Source organism: Paenibacillus brasilensis, from assembly GCF_009363115.1.
Lineage (GTDB): Bacteria > Bacillota > Bacilli > Paenibacillales > Paenibacillaceae > Paenibacillus > Paenibacillus brasilensis.
Genome location: NZ_CP045298.1, coordinates 3,063,383 through 3,085,241 on the forward strand (window position 1 = coordinate 3,063,383; position 21,859 = coordinate 3,085,241).

Here is a 21,859-nt window from a genome sequence, read left to right on the forward strand (position 1 = left end):
CGGCTATCCGCGGAAAAGGGTGGCAGGACGAATATGGAGGGATTGGGATGGGGGAGCGGGAATGGAAACAGGCTCTTTTTGCTTACGTGAATCAATACAATCGCAGTGAGGTGAATGGGGTACCACAGCCGGATGAATATCTGGAGGTGGGCCAGCGGATGGAACGAGCGGCGCGGGCGGCCAGATTGGAGCAGTGGTATAACGAACGGGATGCTGTTCCCCTGCGCAGCGAGACACGCGCCAAGCCGTTGCGGATTGTGCAGGATACTCCAGATGAGGCCGTAATAGACGTACAACTGCATGTCCGGCTCTTTTATGAGAAGGGCGGGATGACCCACCGGGAGGATCGCATTGAACGGGAGCGATTGACGTTCACGCGCGAGGGAGAGGCCTGGCAGGTGACGAGAATCGAGCGTGATCCGGCAGAAAGGAAGCCTGCGGGGGGAGAGGTTCCTTTTGAAGAGGCGCCATTTAACCAAGGAGGGAATCTGCCGCTGCTGAATCGCGGTGTGCTGGGCTTTGGCTCATCGGCACGCCCCAGTCGATATCGCCGCGAAGAAGCGGCGGCCTATGCGGATCAGTGGTGGGATAGCTTCAACCCGGAGTTTGAAGGTTTTGATGTGGATTGCACCAATTATATCTCGCAATGCCTCTTTGCAGGGGGCGCACCGATCCACTATACTGGTAAAAGAGAATCGGGCTGGTGGTACAAAGGGAGGGTCGCCGGACGTGAGTTGTGGAGCTACAGTTGGGCGGTTTCCAACAGTCTGGAGCGGTATTTGGACTCCAGCTCATGGGGCTTGACCGCTGAACAGGTGAGCCGTCCGGAGCAGCTTACGCTGGGAGACGTCATTTTTTACGATTGGGACGGTGACGGAACCTTTCAGCACAGCACGATCGTAACGGCCTTTGATGCGGGCGGCATGCCGCTTGTCAATGCGCATACGGTAAGCTCCAGACATCGTTATTGGGACTACAAAAATTCGTATGCGTGGACGGATAGCACGGTATACCGCTTTTATCATATCGCCGACTATTTTTAAAAGAGATGATGAATAACAGGTACAGTGATGCAAATCAGGCACAATGACGTAAGCAGGAAAGCGGAGGATAGCATGGCAAAACAAAAATTAACCGTAGGGCTGGTGTACGGTGGCAAATCAGGTGAACATGAGGTTTCGCTGCAAACGGCGTATGCGGTAATGAATGCGTTTGATTATGAGAAATACGAGATTATTCCTTTTTATATTACAAAGGCTGGCGATTGGCGCAGAGGGCCGCTGCTAAGCTCACCTTTGGCTTCATTGGAGCAATTGAAGCTGGAACGTGTTGAGGGGGGAACCAAAGCGGCCTTAGATACACTGTTCGGCAAGCTGTACGGAGAGCAGACGTTGGATGTGCTGTTTCCATTGCTGCACGGCACCTTTGGCGAGGATGGAACGATTCAGGGCCTGTTCGAAATGGCGGATATGCCTTATGTCGGCGCAGGAGTGCTGGCTTCTGCCGCAGGGATGGACAAAGGCGTCATGAAGAAGCTGTTTGAGCATGCAGGCTTGCCGCAGGTAAAATACTGTTATTTTAATAGTACACAGTGGGCACAAACCAGCCATGATCTGGTACGCAGCATTGAAACTGAGCTTGGCTACCCGTGCTTTGTCAAACCGGCGAATCTGGGGTCAAGTGTCGGTATTTCCAAAGCCAATAACCGGGAAGAGCTGGAGAAATCTGTAGAACTGGCTTTGCAATTTGATCTGAAGGTGATTGTGGAGGAGTACGTGGATGCCCGTGAGATTGAGGTCAGCGTGCTTGGCAACGACGAGCCGATTGCTTCCGTACCAGGTGAAATTGTATCGTCCAGCGATTACTACGATTATGCTGCTAAATATACAGACGGCCAATCGGAAATGCTCATTCCGGCACCGTTGGACGAGGAAGTAGCAGATCGTATTCGTGAAGCTGCACTACAAGCATTCCGCGCGCTGGAAGGCTGCGGGATTTCCCGTGCCGATTTCTTCGTCAGACGCTCGGATGGACATATTTTGATCAATGAAGTGAATACCATGCCGGGCTTTACACCGTTCAGCATGTATCCATTGCTGTGGAGAGAAACCGGAGTATCCTATCAGAGTCTGCTGGACCGCATGATTGCACTCGCACTGGAGCGTTATGAACGCAGGTCGGCACTTCACTACGAGAACTCATAAAACGAACCAAGGGGAGCTGAGCACTCTCCTTTTTGTTCATATGTAAGGAAAGGTGGGGCTAAGCATGGGCTTTCAAACCGAATTTAACTCAGTGTGTAAGTTCAAGAGCGAACAGGAATTGTACGAACTGCTGGAATACGGACGCGGTAAAATGGTTAAATCCGGTCTGCGCGTATTTCCGACAGGCCAGAAGGTCATCGCTTACAGCGTGGCCAACGTGGCAGTAGCCATCGTGCAGATTGTGGGCTGTATCGCTGAAATCAATTTTCAGGGTGACGAAGTAACCGAGGTTGAAATGATCCTTATTCGCAAGCTGAATGAAGAGGAATCGAGAATTCAGACCGCCTTGGCGGATGAAATGTTTTTTGGAGCGCAGCAGCAATCCTAAAGCTGTGTTCTTCTTGCAATATGTGTGGCAACACCGAATCAGCAGGTGCTTTTCCGGGTATGATCAGTAGAAAAAGGCTTTAGGCCACTAATCAAAAACGGCTTTGCCTGTACTGAGATCTGCTGAAAGGAAGGACATCCTATGATAGTAAGGTTTGGCTATGTAGCCATGTCGGTCAACGTACAAAATGCATCACCCTCTAAAACTATGACGCTGGCCAGCTTTAACAAGATTGAAGACCGGGAGGCCGCGATCCGTAAGCTGGAGCGGATTGCAGCCGAAAATCTTCATAATACCTTGAGGCTGCTGCGTCATAATAGGGCGAATGATATTGAGGTCTATCGGTTCTCATCCAAGCTGATTCCGCTGGCAACCCATCAGGATTTGCGGGATTGGGACCCATTTCAGGCGCTTGCACCTGATTTTGCAGAGGTGGGAAACTATGTCAAGGCGAATGGAATGAGAGTGTCATTTCACCCGGATCATTTTACGGTGCTGAGTACCCCTCGTCCCGAAGTGCTGCAAAGCTCGATTAACGATCTTCAGTATCATAAAGCAATGCTGGAGGCGATGGGACTCGGTGCAGATGCCAAGAACAACATTCATATCGGTGGGGCATACGGAGATAAGGTGACCTCGGGTCAGCGTTTTGTAGAGCAAGTCGGTGCGTTGGAGGTTTCGTTAAAAGAGCGGTTGACATTGGAAAACGATGATAAGACCTTCAATGCTGTGGAAACGCTGGAAGCCTGCAAGCTGACAGGGCTGCCGATGGTTCTCGACATTCATCATCAATGGGTGAATAACGAGGGCGAGAAGCCCTGGGAGCTATGGCCCGACATTTTGTCTACCTGGAAAGGGGAATGGGCCCAAACGGGGTCTTTTCCTGATCACCCATTGCCGCCCAAAGTCCATGCATCCAGTCCCAAAAGCGAAAAAGATCCCCGAAGTCATGCGGACGGTGTTGAGGTCGAGCCGTTGCTTACCTTTTTGCGCCATATTGCCGGATATACGGATCGGATAGACGTCATGCTTGAAGCCAAGTGTAAGGATGAAGCGTTGTTTGGATTGATGGATCAATTGCGCCTTCAGGAGGGTGACGGGATTAAAGTACTGAATGGAGCATCCGTGGAAATTACGCCTTAATGAGTAGGATTATGCGGATAATCTCCCAAATAGAGAAACTTTATGGAATATATTGTGTATACTAGATTGTGTAAACTAGCAAGGTTGTATTTTAACAGAGATGGTTAAGAGACTGTGCTGTATGGCAGCTCGCAAACCACGTAACAATGATATAGAAAGTAGCGTGAACACGTTGAACGAACATGAAAACGAAAAGGTTCCCTATATCGTATCAAGAAAAAGCTATACCGCCGTCGCTATTAACGCGGCATCCAAAGCCGGAGAATGGATTAAGAGCAGACTGGGAACGGTTGAACAATTGAACACCAAGCACTCTCCTGCGGATCTGGTGACCGAGGTGGATAAAGGTGCGGAGCAGATGATCCGCAGGCTGATTCTTACCCATTTTCCCGATCATGCCATTTTGGGTGAAGAGGGCGTGGAGCCAGGAGCTGAAGCTTCAGCTCGCGCATTAGAGGCTGCCCGTGAAGAGGAATATTTATGGATTATTGATCCGGTAGACGGCACCACTAATTTTGTGCACAGTCTGCCATTCTACAGCGTGTCTATTGCCTTGGCCCACCGTGGAGAGGTGATTGTCGGCGTCATTTATGATCCGTCCCGTGATGAGATGTTCGTGGCGGAAAAAGGAAAGGGCGCCTATGTACATGGCAATCGGATGCAGGCCTCGAGAGAGGAAACACTGGGAGATAGTCTGGTGTGCATCGGCTTCCCACCAGATCGTGCGTTTGCACAACCGCTGAATATGAAAATTGCGCAGGTTCTTACGCCGCAGGTACGTGGCATTCGGGCGCTCGGATCGGCAGCCCTGCATCTGGCTTATGTGGCGTCGGGACGGCTGTCAGCCTATTGCGAAATCGGTTTGAATGCCTGGGATGTAGCAGCGGGAGCTTTGCTGGTACAGGAATCGGGCGGAATGATCACAGATACGCTGGGCAGACCTTATGATTTGAGCGTGCGACATATTGCAGCTACGAATACAGCTATTCATTCCCAACTTATTCAAGTGCTGAAAGAAGCAGATGCAACCGGGTTATAATACACCTATATCGCTTATCGCTGAAGGAGGAAGGATGATGGGCCAATCCGAAGATTTGGAGCGCGAGCTTAGTGAATTGCTGACAGAAGGCGAAATTCGTGAGAATGAGGCCAAAAAACGGGAGCGGCTCAGTCCTAAATATGAGGTGCGGATTCAAACGCATATTGATCCCATTGTCGAGGAGACCCGCAAATACCGCAGTATGGCGCGCGAACTGGACGACCGATACGATGAATATATGAGAAAGACGAAACAATCGAAACCCTCCGACTGAAGCTAAGCAAACACAAATACCTCTTGCCGAATGACCAAGGCATGGGGTATTTTGTATGTTATAAGCGAAGGAGGCGACATTCACGGATGACCTATTTGGAGATCGCTTACAAAAATGCTGGAATCCATCATAAAATGATTCTATTAATTATAGTGCTCATGCTGGTCAATTTCGCGGTTTTTGCAGTCATTCTAAAATACGTATTTCATATTTATGATAATCAAATGTACAAAAAAACATCTGAAGTACTGAATATTTCTTCGATTGGCATTGAAAATGAACTCAGGGATGTTGAAAAGACCACGTTTAAAGTAACAACGGATGAGCAGCTTCAACGTTATTTGCTACAATTGGAAAGAGAAACCTCGCCTTATACCAAAATGGTGCTGCGCAAAAAAATAACAAATAGGCTTGTCGCTTTCGCAGGCTCTGAAACCTATATCTATTCCATGATGGTGATTGATAAAGAGGGACAGGTCATGAGCGCGGGCAACCGTGAAGGCATTCCCCCAGAACTTCGATCCACCCTGTCTGAGCTGGCAGTCGAATATGACGGTTCTAACGCATGGTATGCGGCAGGTCACTCCTCCTTGCTGGCAGCGCGCCAGTTCAATTCCTTTACAGATACCAATTTTACGTTAAAAGGGCTTGGAACGCTTGCAATTCGTGTGCGGATTGACCGGATTGTAGCGGATCGTGTGCAGACCTCCGGCCGTGACGGACAGCTGATGATTACAGATGGCAAGCAGATGATTTATCCGGAAACACCACTTTTGAGTCAAAGCGATATGCAGGCTGAGCTTGCACGGAAGCAGCCTTACGGAATTGCCACCTACACGGGCGGGACCTTTTTCGCAGTATTAGCATAATCAAAGGAATTGTAAGCGCAATTTTTGTAATTATGCTGCTTATTGCACTGGCACTGGGCGCCCGGTTGTCTGGCAGCATTACCAGACCGATCGTTCAACTAATCCAGAATATGCGTAAAATTGAAAAAGGCGATCTCGACCGTCTGGAAGAGGAGCACTCGGTACGGTTCCCTTCTCCACACAGGATGAGGTTGGCCTGTTGCATCGAACGTATAAAAAGATGATCCGCCGCATTCGTGAGCTCATTAATGAGAATGTTGCCAAGCAGCTATTGCTGCGGGAAACGGAGCTCAAGGCGCTTCAAGCGCAGATTAATCCGCATTTTTTATACAATACATTAAAGTCCGTGAACTGGCTCGCCAAGGCCAATAGGCAGGATCGTATTTCAGAAATAGTGGAGGCGCTTGCCTTTCTGCTGCGCAGTGCGGTCAGCTTTGAAGAGCAGCTCATTCCACTTCGGAAAGAACTGGATATTGTGAGGAGCTACGTTACCACTCAGAAAACACGTTTCGAAGAGCGTCTTGCTTTTCATCTGGATGTGCCAGAGGAGCTGATGGGAGCGCAAATACCAAAGCTGACACTTCAGCCTTTGGTGGAAAATGCGATTCATTATGCGCTGGAGCCGCAAATTGAGCCGTGTCGGATTTCTATTGTTGCCAGGGTAAGGGACGGTTCACTGTTTTTGCGGGTTGAGGATGACGGACCGGGAATGACGCGGGGTTTTCTGGAAAAGCTGCGAAGCGGGCAGGTCACGACCCGTGGGCAAGGCATTGGCCTTACCAACATTCAGGAACGGATTAACCTGACATTCGGTGCACCATGGGGGATCGAGCTGCACAGCGAGTCAGGAACAGGAACGTCGATTCATGTCTGTATTCCATATGTGAAAGGAGAACAGGATCATGTACAAGGTGCTGCTGGTTGATGATGAGCGTATGATTTTGGAAGGCATATCACAGGTAGTGGATTGGAGCAAAGCAGGGACGCAATTGGTGGGGACGGCACGCAATGGGATTGAGGCCTATGATCAAATTCAGGCCAGTCCGCCTGATTTTGTGATCAGCGACATCTCTATGCCTGGATTGGATGGCATCGGTCTGGTTGCCAAACGACAGAGCATTTTCCGGACGTTCGTTTCATCCTGTTGTCCGGCTATAAGGATTTCGACTATGCTTGTCGAGCCATGCAATACGGGGTGAAGCACTATTTATTGAAGCCTTGCAATGAGCGACAAATCCATGAGGCGCTGACCGAGCTGGGTCAGGAACGGGAGGAGCAGGAGGAGCGCGAGCAGTTTGTGAACCGGATGAAGCTTGATTTTCAGCGTATGCTGCCTCATGTGAAAGAGCACTTTTTAAAGGAGTTCATTTCCTATAAAACCTACGGAAGCCGTGATATCGCTTTTTATGAGCGTTTATTCGGTCTGGAGCTGCAAGATAAGCAGGTTCGAATGCTACTGCTGCGGGTGGAGGAATCGCATGAGCCGGAGCATCTGTTTGCGCTGCAAAATATTGCAGCGGATGTAATGGATCATGTCCTGCTCGGTACGACCATGCAAGGACAGCTGCTTATCGTGCTGGAAAGCGGGGACGATACATCAAGGCTTATGGAGCAGCTTGACGCGGTACGTGCGACGTTTCGCCGTTTTTACAAGCTGGAGATAACGGTCGCGGTTAGCGAGCCTGACAATATGCAGCATTCGCGGGGGATGTACAGGGAGACATTACACTGTATGAATCACCGTTTTTACACCGGCGAGGGCAGTCTGATTACGAAGGAAGATTTGGCGACTCAGGACCCACGGGAGATGGCAGATTTGGAGCTGGACGAGGAAAAGTTTGGTCTGCTGATCAAGGCCGGAAATACGGAAGAGGTTGCACAGGAGGTGGATCGACTGTTCGGCATTTTATCCCGTATGAAGCTGGAAATTTCCGTCACCCGTTCCTATGTGCTTCAGCTGTATGCGGCCATGATCCGTATATGCCCTGAAGAGGAGCGTTCCGAGTTTACGAGCTGAATGGCCGTGCTGGCAGAGCAAAAAACGCTTGCTTCCCTTAAATCCTTTGTGCAGGAGGCCGCCGGACGAATGACCGCAATCTACTATAAAAGCAATGTGAGTCGCCAATCCTCCACCGTTGATAAAATGATCACCATTATTGAACAAAACTATCAATAATCCGATTTGTCACTAAACGGAGTCGCCGGGCAAATGCTGTACATGAACTCTGACTACCTGGGGAAAATTTTCAAAAAGGTAACGGGTGAAAACTTCTCGCATTACGTTAATCGTTACCGAATTGAACGTGCGGCTGAGCATATATTCGGGAGACGGGAGACGTAAAGGTGTTTGAGCTGGCGGAATGGTTCGGTTTCGGCGGGAACGCCCAATATTTTAGCCAGGTATTCAAAAAATGGGCGGGGATGACGCCATCCGAATACATCAAGTCACATGAACGGGGATAAGTGCTAAAGCCCCTCTGTTTTTTAAACCTCGAAATCTGATTTGTGTATTCCAATGCTTCTCTGCTTTTGGGAAAATAACAACAGGAGAAAATATAAACGCTATCAAATTTGCGTAAATACGTTGTCACTTGTAACAAGGCTCCTTTCTAGAACAGCGAAAAGGGGAGAGATAAGTGGGCAAAAAGGGATGGTTTCTGATCATGGCTATGCTGCTCGTTTTGACGACGGCATGCAGCGGAGCGGACAGCGGCGGCAATTCGGGTGCAAGTGCAGACGGGAAGGTAAAGTTGCGGATCGCTTGGTGGGGATCGGATGCGCGTCATGAGTACACGCAAAAGGTTATTGATTTGTATAAGCAAAAAAATCCGAATGTAACGATTGATGTGGAATATGCTTTTTTTGACGACTACTGGAAAAAGCTCGCCCCGCAGGCGGCGGCAAACCAGCTGCCGGATATCGTGCAGATGGACATTTCGTACATTAGCCAATATGCGAAAAACGGTCAGCTGGAGGATATGGCACCTTACCTGAATCAGAAAATTCAGGTCACTGACGTAAACGAAAATGTACTCAAAACCGGGATCATTGCCGGAAAGCAATATGGTATTCCAACAGGTGTCAATGTTCTGGGCTTCCAGTACGACCCGGCCTTATTGAAGAAAGCGGGCATAGACAAAATTCCTGACAACTGGACATGGGATCAATATAAAGAGCTGGCTTTGAAGGCAGGCTCCAATAAAGTTTACTTTGACAGCTCCATGGCTGCCGATATTTTCTTCCATTACTATTTGCGGACACATGGAAAGTCTCTCTATAATGCGGAAGGAACAGGCTTGGGGTATGACGACGATAAGCTGTTTGTTGACTTCTTCGGTGGATTGGCTGAGCTGATTAAGAAGGGGGCGACTCCGTCTCCTGAAATCATGAACCAGACCAAGGGGATTCTTGAGGAATCAGATATCGTAAAAGGAACAGGCATCGGCATTTGGCAGTGGTCCAATCAGTATGTGGGCTTACAGCAGGTCGTTAACCGTCCGATGGCACTGGCTCCGATGTTTGGACCGAATATGGAAAAAGGCGTATACATGCAGCCTACGATGTACTGGACGGTCGCTGCCCGTTCACAGGTGAAGGATGAGGCCGCCAAGTTTATTGATTTCTGGATGAACGATGTAGAAGCAAATAAATTGATTAAAGGTGAGCGGGGCGTACCGATTTCCGCCAAAATCAAGGAAGCTGTAGCACCGGAATTGAGCGAGGCTACGAAGCAGGTGTTTGACTTTGTGGCATCCATGGAGCCGAAGGCTTCTCCAATGAGCCCACCGCCGCCAGTCGGATCACCGGAAGTGATTGCCACCCTGACCGATTATATTGAGCAGGTCAATTTCGGGCAAATGACAGCGGAAGACGCAGCGGTCAAATTCCGGGCTGACGCGAATACCATTCTAGCGAATAACAAGCAATAAGTAATACAATGGATTCCTTAGGCTAACCGTGAGTAGGTATGGTATGATTGCGTACGGTTAGCCGACGAACAAGCCGCAGCAGCAGCTTCTATATGCATCATAATTAAATACATGTAACAACGCATTTGTGATATAAATGTGAATAATTGATTCATCAGTAAAGCAAAAGAAAGGAGGCTTGATGAGCTTGCGAAATCATCAGAGCTTGAGAGCAAATATGACCGGATACGCGTTTATCAGCCCGTTTATTGTGGGCTTTCTGGCGTTTACATTAATTCCGATGTTTATTTCGCTGTATCTGTCCTTTACAACCTATAATCTGTTCACCCCGCCCAAATGGATTGGTCTAGGGAACTTCGATCCGAAATACTGGAATTCGATCCGAGTCACGTTTACGTATGTATTGGTTGGTGTACCATTGCGACTGATTTTCGCACTGTTTGTAGCTATGATTTTGAATACTAAATCGCGTATGGTTGGCACCTATCGGACGATGTACTATCTCCCATCCATTATCGGGGGCAGCGTCGCGGTGTCCATCATGTGGCGCAACATTTTCAGCAATGAAGGCATTGTAAACAGCTTGCTTTTGGCTTTGGGGGCAACCCCGGTGAAATGGTTTGGTGATCCGAATGCTTCGCTTGCGATGCTGATCACCTTGTCCGTATGGCAATTCGGCTCCTCCATGCTTATTTTTCTGGCTGGCTTGAAGAATATTTCGGTTGAAATGTACGAGGCGTCCAGTGTGGACGGCGCTTCTCCAATGCGAAAATTTTTCAGTATTACACTGCCTCTGCTCAGTCCGATTATTTTATTTAACCTGATTATGCAGACGATCAGCGCCTTTATGACCTTCGTCCCGGCCTACGTTATTTCCAAGGGGGAGGGCGGTCCGATGGATGGAACGATGCTGCATTCGCTGTATTTATTCCGGCAGGCGTTTATGTTCAGCAATATGGGATATGCGGCAGCTATGGCCTGGGTCATGCTCATTATGATCGCGATACTGACAGCAATTTTATTTTTAACATCCAAATTTTGGGTATTTCATGAAACGGAAAAGGGGCGCTGATACCGATGGCATGGAAAACGTTCAAATGGCCGATCTATCACATTCTGGTCGCTGCGCTGGCGCTCCTGATGCTGTATCCCGTATTTTGGATGCTGTTCAGCTCGTTCAAGGAGAGTCGGACGATATTCGTCACGGTAAGTTCTCTGTTCCCTACAGAATGGATTTGGCAAAACTACGTGACAGGCTGGAAGGGCACAAGTGGATACAGCTTCGGCACGTACATTTTGAATTCACTTACGATTGTCTTGATTGCAACAATAGGAGCGGTGCTTTCCTCCTCGTTAATCGCATTTGGCTTCGCTCGTATGAAATTCAAGGGGCGCAACTTTTGGTTTGCCCTGATGATGATGACGCTTATGCTGCCAGGGGATGTGGTGCTGGTACCGCAATACATTATTTTTACCAAGCTCGGCTGGGTCAATACGATTTTGCCACTGGTCGTGCCATCGTTTTTCGGGATGCCGTTCTTCATCTTCCTGATGGTCCAGTTTATACGAACGATACCGATAGAGCTGGATGAAGCAGCGACGATTGACGGATGCGGCAAATTCCGGCTGTATTTCCGAATTATTTTGCCCTTGCTCAAATCCTCGCTGGCTACGGCGGCTATCTTCTCTTTCTACTGGAAGTGGGAGGATTTGCTCGGTCCGGTGCTGTATCTGAATTCGCCGGAGAAATATACCGTATCTATTGCACTTAAAATGTTCCTCGATAGCGAGTCGGCCTCTAGCTGGGGTGGAATGTTCGCAATGTCCATTCTGAGTCTGGTGCCGGTTATCGCTGTGTTCTTCGCCTTCCAGAAGCAAATTGTAGAAGGAATGAGCTCAAGTGGCTTGAAGGGGTAAAGCACCAGGCTGTATACCGTTGGATTTACGGGGTTGAAGGTGATCGCGGAGAGGTGAGTGGAATGTGGAAGTTTGATTTTGGTCCGGGGGAGCCTGCTGCTGGCTACAAGGGGTATCCCCGGATTGCTCATATACGGCTGAACGAGGCTATGGCTTCGAGGCTATGGCTTCGAGGCTACGGAGCAGGTGTACGGGAGACAAAGGCAAAGTCCGGCGAAGGATACGCTCACACGGCTGCGAAGCAGCTTTTGCATCCCGCTGAACGCTGCTTTTGTCGTGGATGTGCCGGACGGGACGTATCTCGTCTATATGCTGCTCGGCGATCCGATTGCGGAAACGCTGACGCGGATCAAGGCTGGGGCGGGCAAGCATATGCTGCCCCCGGTACACACGCTGCCAGGCCAGCTTGCGGAGGCCTGGTTTGCAGTGCCTGTCCGGGGCGGCCAGCTGCGCCTTGCTGTATCGGGCACTGCGCCGCGGCTCAATGCGCTGGAGATTACGCCAGCGCCACAGACCCTCCGGCTGTATCTTGCCGGAGATTCCACCGTTACGGATCAGGATGCCTCCGGCTATCCGTATACAGGCTGGGGCCAGGCTCTGCCAGCCCTGTTCAAGCATGATGTTTGCGTGGATAATCACGCCGTATCGGGGCGAAGCTCCAAAAGCTTTGTGGATGAAGGACGACTGGATGTCATTTTGGGCGAAATGAAGGCAGGGGACTTCCTGTTCATCCAGTTCGGCCATAATGATGAGAAGCCTGATCCAGAGCGGGCTACAGAGCCTTTTACAACCTATAAGGAGCATCTGCGCCTGTATATCGACGGAGCGAGAAGCAAGGGGGGAACCCCGGTGCTGGTTACGCCTGTACATCGTCGCTATTTTAACGAGGATGGTACGCTGTCCGACACGCATGGTGACTATATAACGGCAGTTCGCGAGCTGGCGGAAGAAGCGGATGTACCGCTGATTGATTTGTCTGCCCGCACGCAGGAATTATATGAAGGACTGGGTCCCGAGGAAAGCAAGGAGCTTTTTATGTGGCTGCTGCCCGGTGAATTCATGAACTTTTCCGGAGGTTTAGAGGATAATACGCATTTTCATGAGAATGGCGCGGCACGGATTGCAGACATGGTGGCGGCGGCTGTGAAGGAACTGAATTTGCAACCGCTGCACATGTACTTACGTTGACCGTGGCCATTTCTGGAACAGGTGGCAAGGAGGCAACTAACGTGAAATTTACCAAAGGAGGAGACGAGGAAATGCCTGCATTGATTTTTGATGAGAAACAAATTAAACAGGTGATCGACCGGGTAGTGGAACGCACGTTTCAAATGGACTATAGCTGGGATTGGCCGGGTGGAGTGGCCTTTTACGGGGTATGCGAAGCCTATGAAGCGACGGGGAACGAAACGTATTTGACCAAGCTGAGAGAATGGGTTGACGAAAATATTGAGGATGGCCTTCCGCCTCTATCGGTGAACGGCGTATCTGTAGGACACTGCTTGCTGACGCTGCATCAGGCCACAGGGGAGCAAAAATATCTGGATATCGCCACCCAGATGGCGGAATTTCTGGCGAAAAAGGCCGAACGGTTCGCTGACGGAATTTTCCAGCATACAGTGAATTCACTTCATGACGTATTTCCGCAGCAAGCGTGGGTGGATACGATGTTTATGGCAGGCTATTATTTGCTGCGTATCGGTCATTTGCTGGGCAACAAGGAATATTGGGAGGACGGAATTCGGCAATATCACGGGCATGAGGAATTTTTGCAGGACCCGGATACGAATTTGTATTATCACGGCTGGGATTATGCGAACCAAAGCCGCATGTCGGGGATATACTGGGCACGCGGCAACTCATGGGCGGCTCTGACGATGGCCAAGGCACTGAAATTTGTAGAGGTGCAGCATCCCTCCTACATGATCATCGACGGTTCGCTGCGTGACCAGCTCAGTGCCTTGGTAAGGCTGCAATCTCCGGAAGGACTGTGGCATACGGTACTGAATGATGATATCTCTTATCTGGAAACGTCCGGTTCCGCAGGGATTGCGACTGCCTTGCTTATGCAGGGCCGACTGTTTAACAAATACACGCAAAAGGCGATCGGCGGCATTCTTTCCCGGATTAAGGAGGACGGTACGGTGACGGGTGTATCTGCTGGAACGGCTGTAATGAACGATATTGACGGCTATCGAAACGTACCGTTCAAACGCATTCAGGGCTGGGGTCAGGGATTGGCGCTCGCTTTCCTGGCTCAATTGCTGCGTACCAAGGAGAATCCTTACGGGTAGAAGATCGTTGCTTGACCAATTCATTTTGGCAAAAGGAGGCGGATATCATGGGAGATGCTGAAATTCCTCGGAAAAAGGTAGCTACTCAGCCGCGGGGCAGCTTGTTCTGGGTCATCCCTGACGGCTATATTCCACCGGAAAGCCGGGGAGAGCTGGTCAGTCATGAGAGCATATGCGTGCTGAACTGTGGGAGCCGTGCGGCAAAGCTGAGCATAGATATCTATTTTGAGGATCGGGAGCCGTTGGAGGGACTGATCGAGGTGGTGGAAGGAAGACGGACCCGCCATATCCGAACAGCTTCGCTGGAAAAGTCCGGCGAACGGATTCCAACATGCATTCCTTATGCGATTACAGTCACCAGCGATGTACCCGTGATTATTCAATACAGCAGGCTGGACACGACACAGCCAGAGCTGGCGTTAATGAGTGTGATGGCATACCCGGTCTAATCCGATACGCACTGTAAACTGTGAAAAAGCATCTCCAGACGATAGCAATTCCGGCCTGGAGATGCTTTTTTTTGCGAAGGGCAGAAGGATGTCTGACTAAAGTCCATCGCCTTGATCATGATTCTACATTTGCTCTGCAACAGTTCAGCATTTTATCACTAGCTATATCAGCGTATTTTAACGCCTAAAGTAGCCAATCCCCATGGCGTCACGTACCTCGCTCATCGTCTCCCTGGCTGTAGTCCGAGCCTTCCGTGTGCCCTCGATCAAAATCTCGTCAACATCTCCCATCCGTGCTGCAAAAGCGTGACGTCGTTCACGCATGGGCTCCAGCAGCATATTTACAGCGTGAGCCGCCAGCCTTTTGCAATCGGTACAGCCAATGGCTCCTTTCGAGCACTGCTCATGGATATCGGACATATCATCCTGACGGAAATAACGGTGATACTCGTATACGGGACAGATGTCCGGGTGACCTGGATCATGCTTGCGAATACGCGCAGGGTCGGTTTTTGCGCGCACAAGCTTGGTACTGACCTCTTCGGCGGAGGAGTCGAGATACAGCGCGTTGTCCAGACTTTTGCTCATTTTGCTATTGCCGTCCAGCCCGGTTAGTCGTCCACCCTGTAAGATACGTGGCTCGGGCAGAACAGGGCGGTATAGCTCATTGAAGCGGCGAACGATTTTACGCGCCTGCTCTATATGAGGAATCTGGTCGTCACCGGCTGGAACCAGGGTTGCCTTGCAGATTGCGATATCGGCGGCCTGACTAACGGGATAACCGAGAAAGCCGTAGTACATATCTTGGCCACCACGTTGCTGTGCTTCATTTTTTACCGTCGGGTTATGCCGCAGTGAATTGACCGTCACGAACATGCTAAAATACTGCGCCAGCTCTGCAATTTCCGGAATCATGGATTGGATGAAAAGGGTAGCCTGATTCGGGTCAATGCCTGCTGCCAGATAGTCGAGAGCGACTTGACGGACACTCGTGGCCAGCACATCTGGATGGTCAAAATGCGTAGTCAGCGCCTGCACATCTGCCAGAATAATAAAGGTACGGTATTCATGCTGAAGCTCTGTTCTGCTACGAAGACTGCCAATGTAATGGCCGAGATGGAGCTTGCCAGTCGTACGGTCGCCAGTCAGGATAATATCGGTTACAGATTGCATACATATTCCTCCCTAAATTCAATACGTTATAAATTGCTGCCAACATTACACGTTGTACACGCCACCACCAGCCGTCCTCCACGGCCATCACCTCCCTTCAAAGCCAATATAAAAAAGCTCCGTCTCTGGAACTATCACAGCCTACGGATAATACCGTTTTGCTGCAATATCGCAATCACTATCCATAGCGATTGCGTTCCAAGGACGAAGCTTGTGCCTCGCGGTGCCACCTGGATTGACCGTTTGCTTCTGACAAACGATCCTCTCACCAGATACGGACGCGTTTCCGGTCAGTGCTGACACTGCCTCAACTCAAATACCGTCGATATCCTGTCCCTTGATAACGGATGGACTATTCCGCCTTGCCTACTGACCGCCCCACCAGGAAGCAGTGTTCAACGTGGTGCTCCGAAACCCATTTCAACAGAAGTAAAACATCGACTCCCACCCAACGCCGACTCTCTGAGGCTTCACATCCTGTCTACTTCTTTTCATCATCGCATACAATTTTATACAGTTTACCATTCCTGAAGTGAAATGTATATCTGTTTTCAGTCCATGTTAACGATTGGCAGAAGTGGTTTGACCGGGTGCGAAGCTTTTTCGTCCTCCAAAATTGGTGCCTAGTACGCCGATAATGATCATGATAGCGCCTATTATGTGATAGTAGGCAAGTTGCTCCCTCAAAATATAAGCACCTGCCATCATGGATATGAGAGTGGATAAATTACCGATCACACTCATTTTCGAGGCTTCGATCCACTTCAAGGCAAAGCTCGATAACATCGAGGTGACGAGGGTAGACAAAATGCCAAGATAAGCCAGTGCCAGCCAGTAATCAGGCTTTACCAGGGGAGCGGTATAAGCGCTCATGGAACCGTCTATGGCATGATATCCCAGGGCCACCAAGTTAAAAACGATGCATCCCAAAATGGAGGTAACATAGGTCAATTCCATCGGGCTGTACCTTTGTGTTAATGGACGAGCCAGCACATTATAGCCGGATAAGCAGACAGCGGACAGTACGAGCAGAACAATACCGCCAAAGCTGTTGGAAGCGAGAGACGCTCCGCTTTTCATCACAAATATAAAAATCACGCCAAAGACAGAGAGCAGCAAGGAAATCTTTTGAACCCCTGTTGTGCGCTCTTTAATAAAATAGGAGGCCAACAGCAGGGTGAAAATGGGAACAGTCGCTTGAATAATTCCACCTTCCGATGAAGAGGTGCTCATCAGCCCAAAGGCTTGTAAGGGGAAATACACTAAAGGTGAAAGCAGCGCCAGTGGTAAAATGCGTAGAATGTCACGACGCGTAATGCTGATTTTGATCCACCCAAGCAGTACTGGAATGGTCAAAGTGACAAAAGACAACGCAAAACGGTGAGCGATGACATCCAACGGACTAGCCTCCGTGACGGTCAACTTCACAAATAAAAAGGAAAAGCCAAGTATAGCTGCATAGCTAAGAGCGGCCAAATAGGCTGCTCCATTTCTAGTATGACTGTGCATAATGAACCTCCGTCATGATAATTTCAACCTGTGGCCTTCTCAATATACCCCGACGGCATAACCTGAAACAATCCATTAAATTCACAATTGTACGGGTACAGTTTGCGTCATAAAAAAAGCCGGAACGCAGTCTCAAAGGTAGGTTTCCCCGTCCTTGAGACGACTTCCGGCTCTTACCGAATCCATATTTTATCGCTTGCTGAACTGCTTATTTACCCTGTGACATCGCACGGAAGGAATCGTCCGCCGCTTCCAGCGTAGCATCCACATCGTCGTCCGTATGCGCTGTTGTAAGGAACCAGGCTTCGAACTTGGATGGTGCCAGATGGACACCGCGATCCAGCATGTGACGGAAGAAGGACGCGAACGCTTCACTGTCTGTATCCTGCGCCTGAGCGTAATTCGTGATCGGGTGATCGCAGAAATGCGTCGAGAACGATCCGCGAATGCGGTTGATCGTCAATGGCACGCCGTAGCGATCGGCGGAGGACTGAATTCCATCCGTCAGTCTCACGGCCAGACGTTCCATCTCTTCGTACACGCCTTCTCCTTGAAGGATTTCAAGGCAGGCGATGCCTGACGAGATCGAGGCCGGGTTGCCGGCCATAGTGCCCGCCTGATAAGCCGGGCCGAGTGGGGCAACCTGCTCCATGATCTGCTTGCTGCCTCCGTAAGCACCAATCGGCAGACCGCCGCCCATGATTTTGCCCAGCGCGGTCAAATCCGGCTGAATCGCATCATGATTGTCCAGACCTGCATACGTTTGGGTGGAGCCGTAGTGGAAGCGGAACGCGGTAATGACCTCGTCATAAATGACGAGTGAGCCGTTCGCACGCGCCATCGAGCACAGTCCTTCCAGATAGCCGGGCTGTGGCATCACCATGCCGAAATTACCGACAATCGGCTCGACCATCACTGCCGCCACATCGTCGCTCCAACGCTCCAGGGCTTGGCGCAACGCGTCCAGATCATTGAAGGGCACGGTAATGACCTCGCTCGCAATGTTGGTCGTAATGCCTGCGCTGTCCGGTATGCCCAGCGTGGATGGGCCGGAGCCTGCGGCTACGAGTACCAAATCCGAGTGACCGTGGTAGCAGCCGGCGAATTTGATGATCTTGTTCCGCCCGGTATAGGCGCGTGCCACACGGATCGTCGTCATGACCGCCTCTGTGCCGGAATTCACAAACCGGACCTTGTCCAGCGAAGGAATAGCCTCCTTCAGCATCTTGGCCAGCTTGATTTCCAATGCTGTGGAAGTTCCGTACAAGACCCCGTTTGCCGCAGCCTCACTAATGGCCTTGGTAATATGGGGGTGGGCATGTCCGGTAATAATCGGGCCGTATGCTGCCAGATAGTCGATATACCGATTATCATCCTCGTCCCAGAAATGAGCGCCTTGGGCGCGTTTCATGAATACTGGAGCGCCGCCGCCCACAGCTTTAAAGGAGCGCGAAGGGCTGTTGACGCCCCCGACAATATGCTCCAATGCTTCTTTATATAATGCTTCGGAGTTTTCCCGTTTCATCATCACAAACTTCCTTTCCGTTCATCTAAATAGGGTATACACACACCAAAGGGCAGCGTTCACGGCTGCCCCTGTGTCTTCATTATAGCTCTTTTTGGCCTGTCTTTGGTGTCGATTGTGTGGAAGCATCCTCATTACTGGTTTTACTGCCTCCTGTAAAAGAAGGCTTATCTGTCTTGGACGATGATGCGCTGTCCGGCTGCTTCGGTCCATTCTGATCCTTGCCCTGCTCCTGTGTCTGCACAGGAGGGTTGTTGAATATATCCTGCACGTACTTTTTCAGCTCTTCCGGATCGCGCACCGTAAGCACCTGTGCGCCGCCTACACTTTCTTCTCCGAGCAGCTTCATCGGTGGAACCTGCTCGCTGCCTGCAAAGGTGCTTTGGTAGCCGACGTTCGCCAGCTTCCACATATCATTGACACTCAGATTCGTATCAATGTAAGGGCTCACCTGTTCCAAAATATTTGGCAGATTGGCAATGGAGGTCGTTGTCTGCATTTTCTGGGCTACCGCCTCCAAAAATGCACGCTGACGTCCTGACCGTGAGAAGTCGGACATGGCATCATGGCGGAACCGTACGTATTGAAGCGCCGTTTTGCCATCCAGATGCTGCATGCCCTTTTTCAAGTTAATGTCGTATTGATGCTTATCCGCATTGCTTGTATAGTGCATATCCTTTTCCACTTCAAAATCAATGCCGCCCACAGCGTCTACCAGCTTAATAAATCCTTGGAAATCGGTATATACATAATATTGCACTTGAATGCCCAGCAGATCACCAGCCGCCTTCATGGCTGTATTGGGTCCGTGGGTAATGGCAGTATTAATACGATTTTTGCCGTAGCCGGGAATATCTACATACGTATCACGCAAAATAGAGAAAAGATGAATCTTTTTCTTGACGGGATCCAGCGATGCGACCATCATACTGTCTGAGCGGGGGACTTCCCCTTTTTGGATACCACGGCCATCGACACCCATCAGCAGAATGTTGACCATGTCCGTTCCTTCCCATTTGGGCGGGTCCGGTGTACGAACCTGATCGACCTGCTGTACATTTTTGAAGGGGGAGTTTGCGCCCTCTTTATGCAGATTGTTCAATTGATTATAGATGGATGAAAAATAGTACACGGCAAAGCCTACAATCGCGACGATAACCACGGCCAGAACCGACCATATCGTCCTTTTGGTTCTGCTTGTCATGGATGCTCTCCCTTTCGCTTTTCAATTCATTACATTATAATTTCTTTTTGGAGCACAATCAATTTAACAATGGATTTTGTAAAATCCTGACTGAGAGGTATAACATGCTGGCAATTGATGTGCAGGATCTGCGCAAAACATTTAAGGTACAGAAAAACCGTGAGGGCCTGAAAGGCGCCTTCCTTGATTTATTCTCCCGAGAATACAACGAGGTGGCTGCGGTCAAAGATATCTCCTTCCGTATCCCGCAAGGAGAAATATGCGGCTATATCGGTGAGAACGGTGCCGGAAAGTCCACCACGATCAAGATGCTGACAGGCATTCTGGTGCCGACATCAGGGCATCTCAAGGTCGGGGGCTATGTCCCTTACGAAGATCGTGAGAAATTTGTAAGCAACATAGGCGTTGTTTTTGGTCAGCGCAGCCAGCTTTGGTGGGACATCGGCGTGATCGAGTCTTTTCAGCTGCTGCGCAAAGTATATCAGGTTCCGGCTACTGACTTCAAACGCAGACTGGATGAGCTGGTAGAGAGACTTCAATTGCAGGATCTGCTAAGTCGCCCGGTACGCAAGCTCAGTCTCGGGCAACGGATGCGCTGTGAGCTGGTAGCCGCACTGCTGCACAATCCGTCCATTGTTTTTCTGGACGAGCCGACCATTGGACTCGATATTATGGTGAAGTCCGAAATCCGTGAGTTTCTAAAGGACATGAACCGGGATCACGGCACGACCATTTTGCTGACGACCCATGATTTGCAGGATATTGAAGCGTTGTGCTCGCGCGTCATTATGCTGGATGATGGGAATATCATTTATGATGGTGGTCTGGAGGATCTGAAGACGCGGTGGGGGACAGGACGCGAAGTACGGTTTCAATTTGGTGCGACGGCTGGGCTGGAGCAATTGCAGGCATGGACTGCCGATATGCCGCTGACCTGGACGATGGATAACGATTTGTCTGCCAAGGTATGGATTCCTTTGCACATTAACGTATCGGATGTTCTGGCCCGTGTAGTGGGCCGCACCGACATTACAGACATCAAAATCATTGAAACCAACACAGATGATATCGTCCGCAGTATTTATCAGTCTGGCTCGGCAGAACGCAAGGGCGATCCGATTCTCCCGGCAGTGGAGGCCAAAGTTCATGCTTAGCGTATATACCGATTTTATTCGTATCCGATTTCTGACGATGCTTGCTTATCGTGTGAACTATTATTCAGGCATACTTATTTATTCCATGAATATTGGCGTGTACTATTTCACATACCAAGCCATATACGGGGGTGCAGGCAGTATTGGCGGTTTTACCGCTGCTCAGATGACGACCTATGTAGCGGTCTCATGGATGGCGAGGGCTTTTTATTTTAACAATCTGGATCGTGAAATTTCGACGGATATTCGGGATGGAAGCATTGCTATTCAGATGATCCGGCCGTATAACTATGTGCTCGTTAAATGTATGCAGGGACTCGGTGAGGGGATGTTCCGCTTCCTGTTATTTATGATTCCGGGCATGGCGATTGCGATGCTGCTGTTTCCGGTGAAGCTCCCTAGTGACCCGGTAGCCTGGATTGGTTTTCTGGTCATGCTGTTTTTCAGCTTTTTGATTAACACTCAGATTAATATTATTACGGGCTTGACAGCCTTTTTTATCGAAAATAACGAGGGCATGATGCGTATGAAGCGGGTAGTAGTAGACCTGTTTTCCGGATTGATTTTACCCATCAGTTTGTTTCCGGGCTGGCTGGCGACAATCGCCCAATGGATGCCGTTTCAGGCGATTACCTATTTACCAGGGTCTGTTTTCACAGGACGTGTAAAAGGCGTTGGCATCTGGAATGTGCTGGGTATCCAAATCATTTGGCTAGTCGTTCTGCTCGTGCCGATGGTCATCATTTGGCGACTGGCGCGCAGACGTCTGTTCGTGCAGGGAGGGTAAG

General features: G+C 49.9%; 18 protein-coding genes, 2 pseudogenes and 1 other annotated feature. Of the genes and pseudogenes, 16 read left to right on the forward strand and 4 right to left on the reverse strand.

Going from position 1 to position 21,859, the window contains the following annotated elements; all coding sequences use genetic code 11:
• The first annotated feature begins 47 nt into the window (after positions 1-47).
• From GCU48_RS14415 to GCU48_RS14480, 14 genes and pseudogenes are all read left to right on the forward strand, one after another.
• Entirely contained in the window at positions 48-1,043 is a 996-nt protein-coding gene (locus tag GCU48_RS14415; protein ID WP_025718971.1) for an amidase domain-containing protein, read from the forward strand.
• Positions 1,044-1,115: 72 nt separating this feature from the next.
• The gene (locus GCU48_RS14420; RefSeq protein ID WP_152380455.1) at positions 1,116-2,204 is read left to right on the forward strand and encodes a D-alanine--D-alanine ligase; all 1,089 of its coding nucleotides are present in this window, start codon (positions 1,116-1,118) and stop codon (positions 2,202-2,204) included.
• A gap of 64 nt (positions 2,205-2,268) precedes the next feature.
• Positions 2,269-2,592 carry a hypothetical protein gene (locus GCU48_RS14425; protein ID WP_025718974.1) on the forward strand — a complete coding sequence of 108 codons (324 nt, stop codon included), beginning with the start codon at positions 2,269-2,271 and terminating at the stop codon, positions 2,590-2,592.
• Positions 2,593-2,733: 141 nt separating this feature from the next.
• A complete protein-coding gene (gene uvsE / locus GCU48_RS14430; RefSeq protein ID WP_152380456.1) occupies positions 2,734-3,735 on the forward strand; it encodes a UV DNA damage repair endonuclease UvsE in 1,002 nt (333 codons plus the stop codon).
• A gap of 121 nt (positions 3,736-3,856) precedes the next feature.
• Complete coding sequence (locus GCU48_RS14435; RefSeq protein WP_208811834.1) at positions 3,857-4,774, forward strand: inositol monophosphatase family protein; 918 nt, start codon at positions 3,857-3,859, stop codon at positions 4,772-4,774.
• 37 nt (positions 4,775-4,811) lie between these two features.
• The gene (locus GCU48_RS14440) at positions 4,812-5,048 is read left to right on the forward strand and encodes a hypothetical protein (protein ID WP_152380458.1); all 237 of its coding nucleotides are present in this window, start codon (positions 4,812-4,814) and stop codon (positions 5,046-5,048) included.
• A gap of 86 nt (positions 5,049-5,134) precedes the next feature.
• Positions 5,135-6,842, forward strand: a pseudogene (locus GCU48_RS14445) (sensor histidine kinase).
• Positions 6,820-8,380 (forward strand): annotated as a pseudogene (locus GCU48_RS14450) (response regulator transcription factor). Before GCU48_RS14445 ends, GCU48_RS14450 begins: the two co-directional pseudogenes overlap by 23 nt.
• A gap of 173 nt (positions 8,381-8,553) precedes the next feature.
• On the forward strand, positions 8,554-9,846 hold the full coding sequence (locus tag GCU48_RS14455) for an ABC transporter substrate-binding protein (RefSeq protein WP_152380459.1): 1,293 nt from the start codon (positions 8,554-8,556) through the stop codon (positions 9,844-9,846).
• A 181-nt stretch (positions 9,847-10,027) separates the two neighbouring features.
• The gene (locus GCU48_RS14460; protein ID WP_152380460.1) at positions 10,028-10,918 is read left to right on the forward strand and encodes a carbohydrate ABC transporter permease; all 891 of its coding nucleotides are present in this window, start codon (positions 10,028-10,030) and stop codon (positions 10,916-10,918) included.
• A gap of 5 nt (positions 10,919-10,923) precedes the next feature.
• Positions 10,924-11,763: a carbohydrate ABC transporter permease gene (locus GCU48_RS14465; RefSeq protein WP_152380462.1), complete on the forward strand. Its 840-nt coding sequence runs from the start codon at positions 10,924-10,926 to the stop codon at positions 11,761-11,763.
• 186 nt (positions 11,764-11,949) lie between these two features.
• On the forward strand, positions 11,950-12,951 hold the full coding sequence (locus GCU48_RS27355; protein ID WP_244315656.1) for a rhamnogalacturonan acetylesterase: 1,002 nt from the start codon (positions 11,950-11,952) through the stop codon (positions 12,949-12,951).
• Positions 12,952-13,022: 71 nt separating this feature from the next.
• Positions 13,023-14,057 (forward strand): glycoside hydrolase family 88/105 protein, encoded by a 1,035-nt coding sequence (locus tag GCU48_RS14475; RefSeq protein WP_152382167.1) that lies wholly within the window; start codon positions 13,023-13,025, stop codon positions 14,055-14,057.
• Between the two features lie 47 nt (positions 14,058-14,104).
• Positions 14,105-14,506: a sensory rhodopsin transducer gene (locus GCU48_RS14480; protein WP_152380463.1), complete on the forward strand. Its 402-nt coding sequence runs from the start codon at positions 14,105-14,107 to the stop codon at positions 14,504-14,506.
• Positions 14,507-14,683: 177 nt separating this feature from the next.
• On the opposite strand, the gene trpS is transcribed toward GCU48_RS14480, so the two are convergent.
• The 4 genes from trpS to GCU48_RS14500 all read right to left on the reverse strand — a co-directional run bounded on the left by trpS (position 14,684) and on the right by GCU48_RS14500 (position 19,917).
• Entirely contained in the window at positions 14,684-15,679 is a 996-nt protein-coding gene (gene trpS / locus GCU48_RS14485) for a tryptophan--tRNA ligase (RefSeq protein ID WP_152380464.1), read from the reverse strand.
• A gap of 197 nt (positions 15,680-15,876) precedes the next feature.
• Positions 15,877-16,186, reverse strand: a binding site (T-box leader).
• Positions 16,187-16,240: 54 nt separating this feature from the next.
• Positions 16,241-17,188 (reverse strand): DMT family transporter, encoded by a 948-nt coding sequence (locus GCU48_RS14490; RefSeq protein ID WP_152380465.1) that lies wholly within the window; start codon positions 17,186-17,188, stop codon positions 16,241-16,243.
• A gap of 208 nt (positions 17,189-17,396) precedes the next feature.
• Entirely contained in the window at positions 17,397-18,713 is a 1,317-nt protein-coding gene (locus GCU48_RS14495; protein WP_025717607.1) for a glutamate-1-semialdehyde 2,1-aminomutase, read from the reverse strand.
• 82 nt (positions 18,714-18,795) lie between these two features.
• Positions 18,796-19,917 (reverse strand): LCP family protein, encoded by a 1,122-nt coding sequence (locus GCU48_RS14500; RefSeq protein WP_152380466.1) that lies wholly within the window; start codon positions 19,915-19,917, stop codon positions 18,796-18,798.
• Positions 19,918-20,021: 104 nt separating this feature from the next.
• On the opposite strand from GCU48_RS14500, the gene GCU48_RS14505 reads away from it, so the two are divergent.
• Positions 20,022-21,071 carry an ABC transporter ATP-binding protein gene (locus GCU48_RS14505; RefSeq protein ID WP_025717609.1) on the forward strand — a complete coding sequence of 350 codons (1,050 nt, stop codon included), beginning with the start codon at positions 20,022-20,024 and terminating at the stop codon, positions 21,069-21,071.
• Positions 21,064-21,858, forward strand: a complete 795-nt coding sequence (locus tag GCU48_RS14510) for an ABC transporter permease (protein WP_152380467.1) — start codon at positions 21,064-21,066, stop codon at positions 21,856-21,858. Before GCU48_RS14505 ends, GCU48_RS14510 begins: the two co-directional genes overlap by 8 nt.
• The last annotated feature ends 1 nt before the right edge of the window (position 21,859 follow it).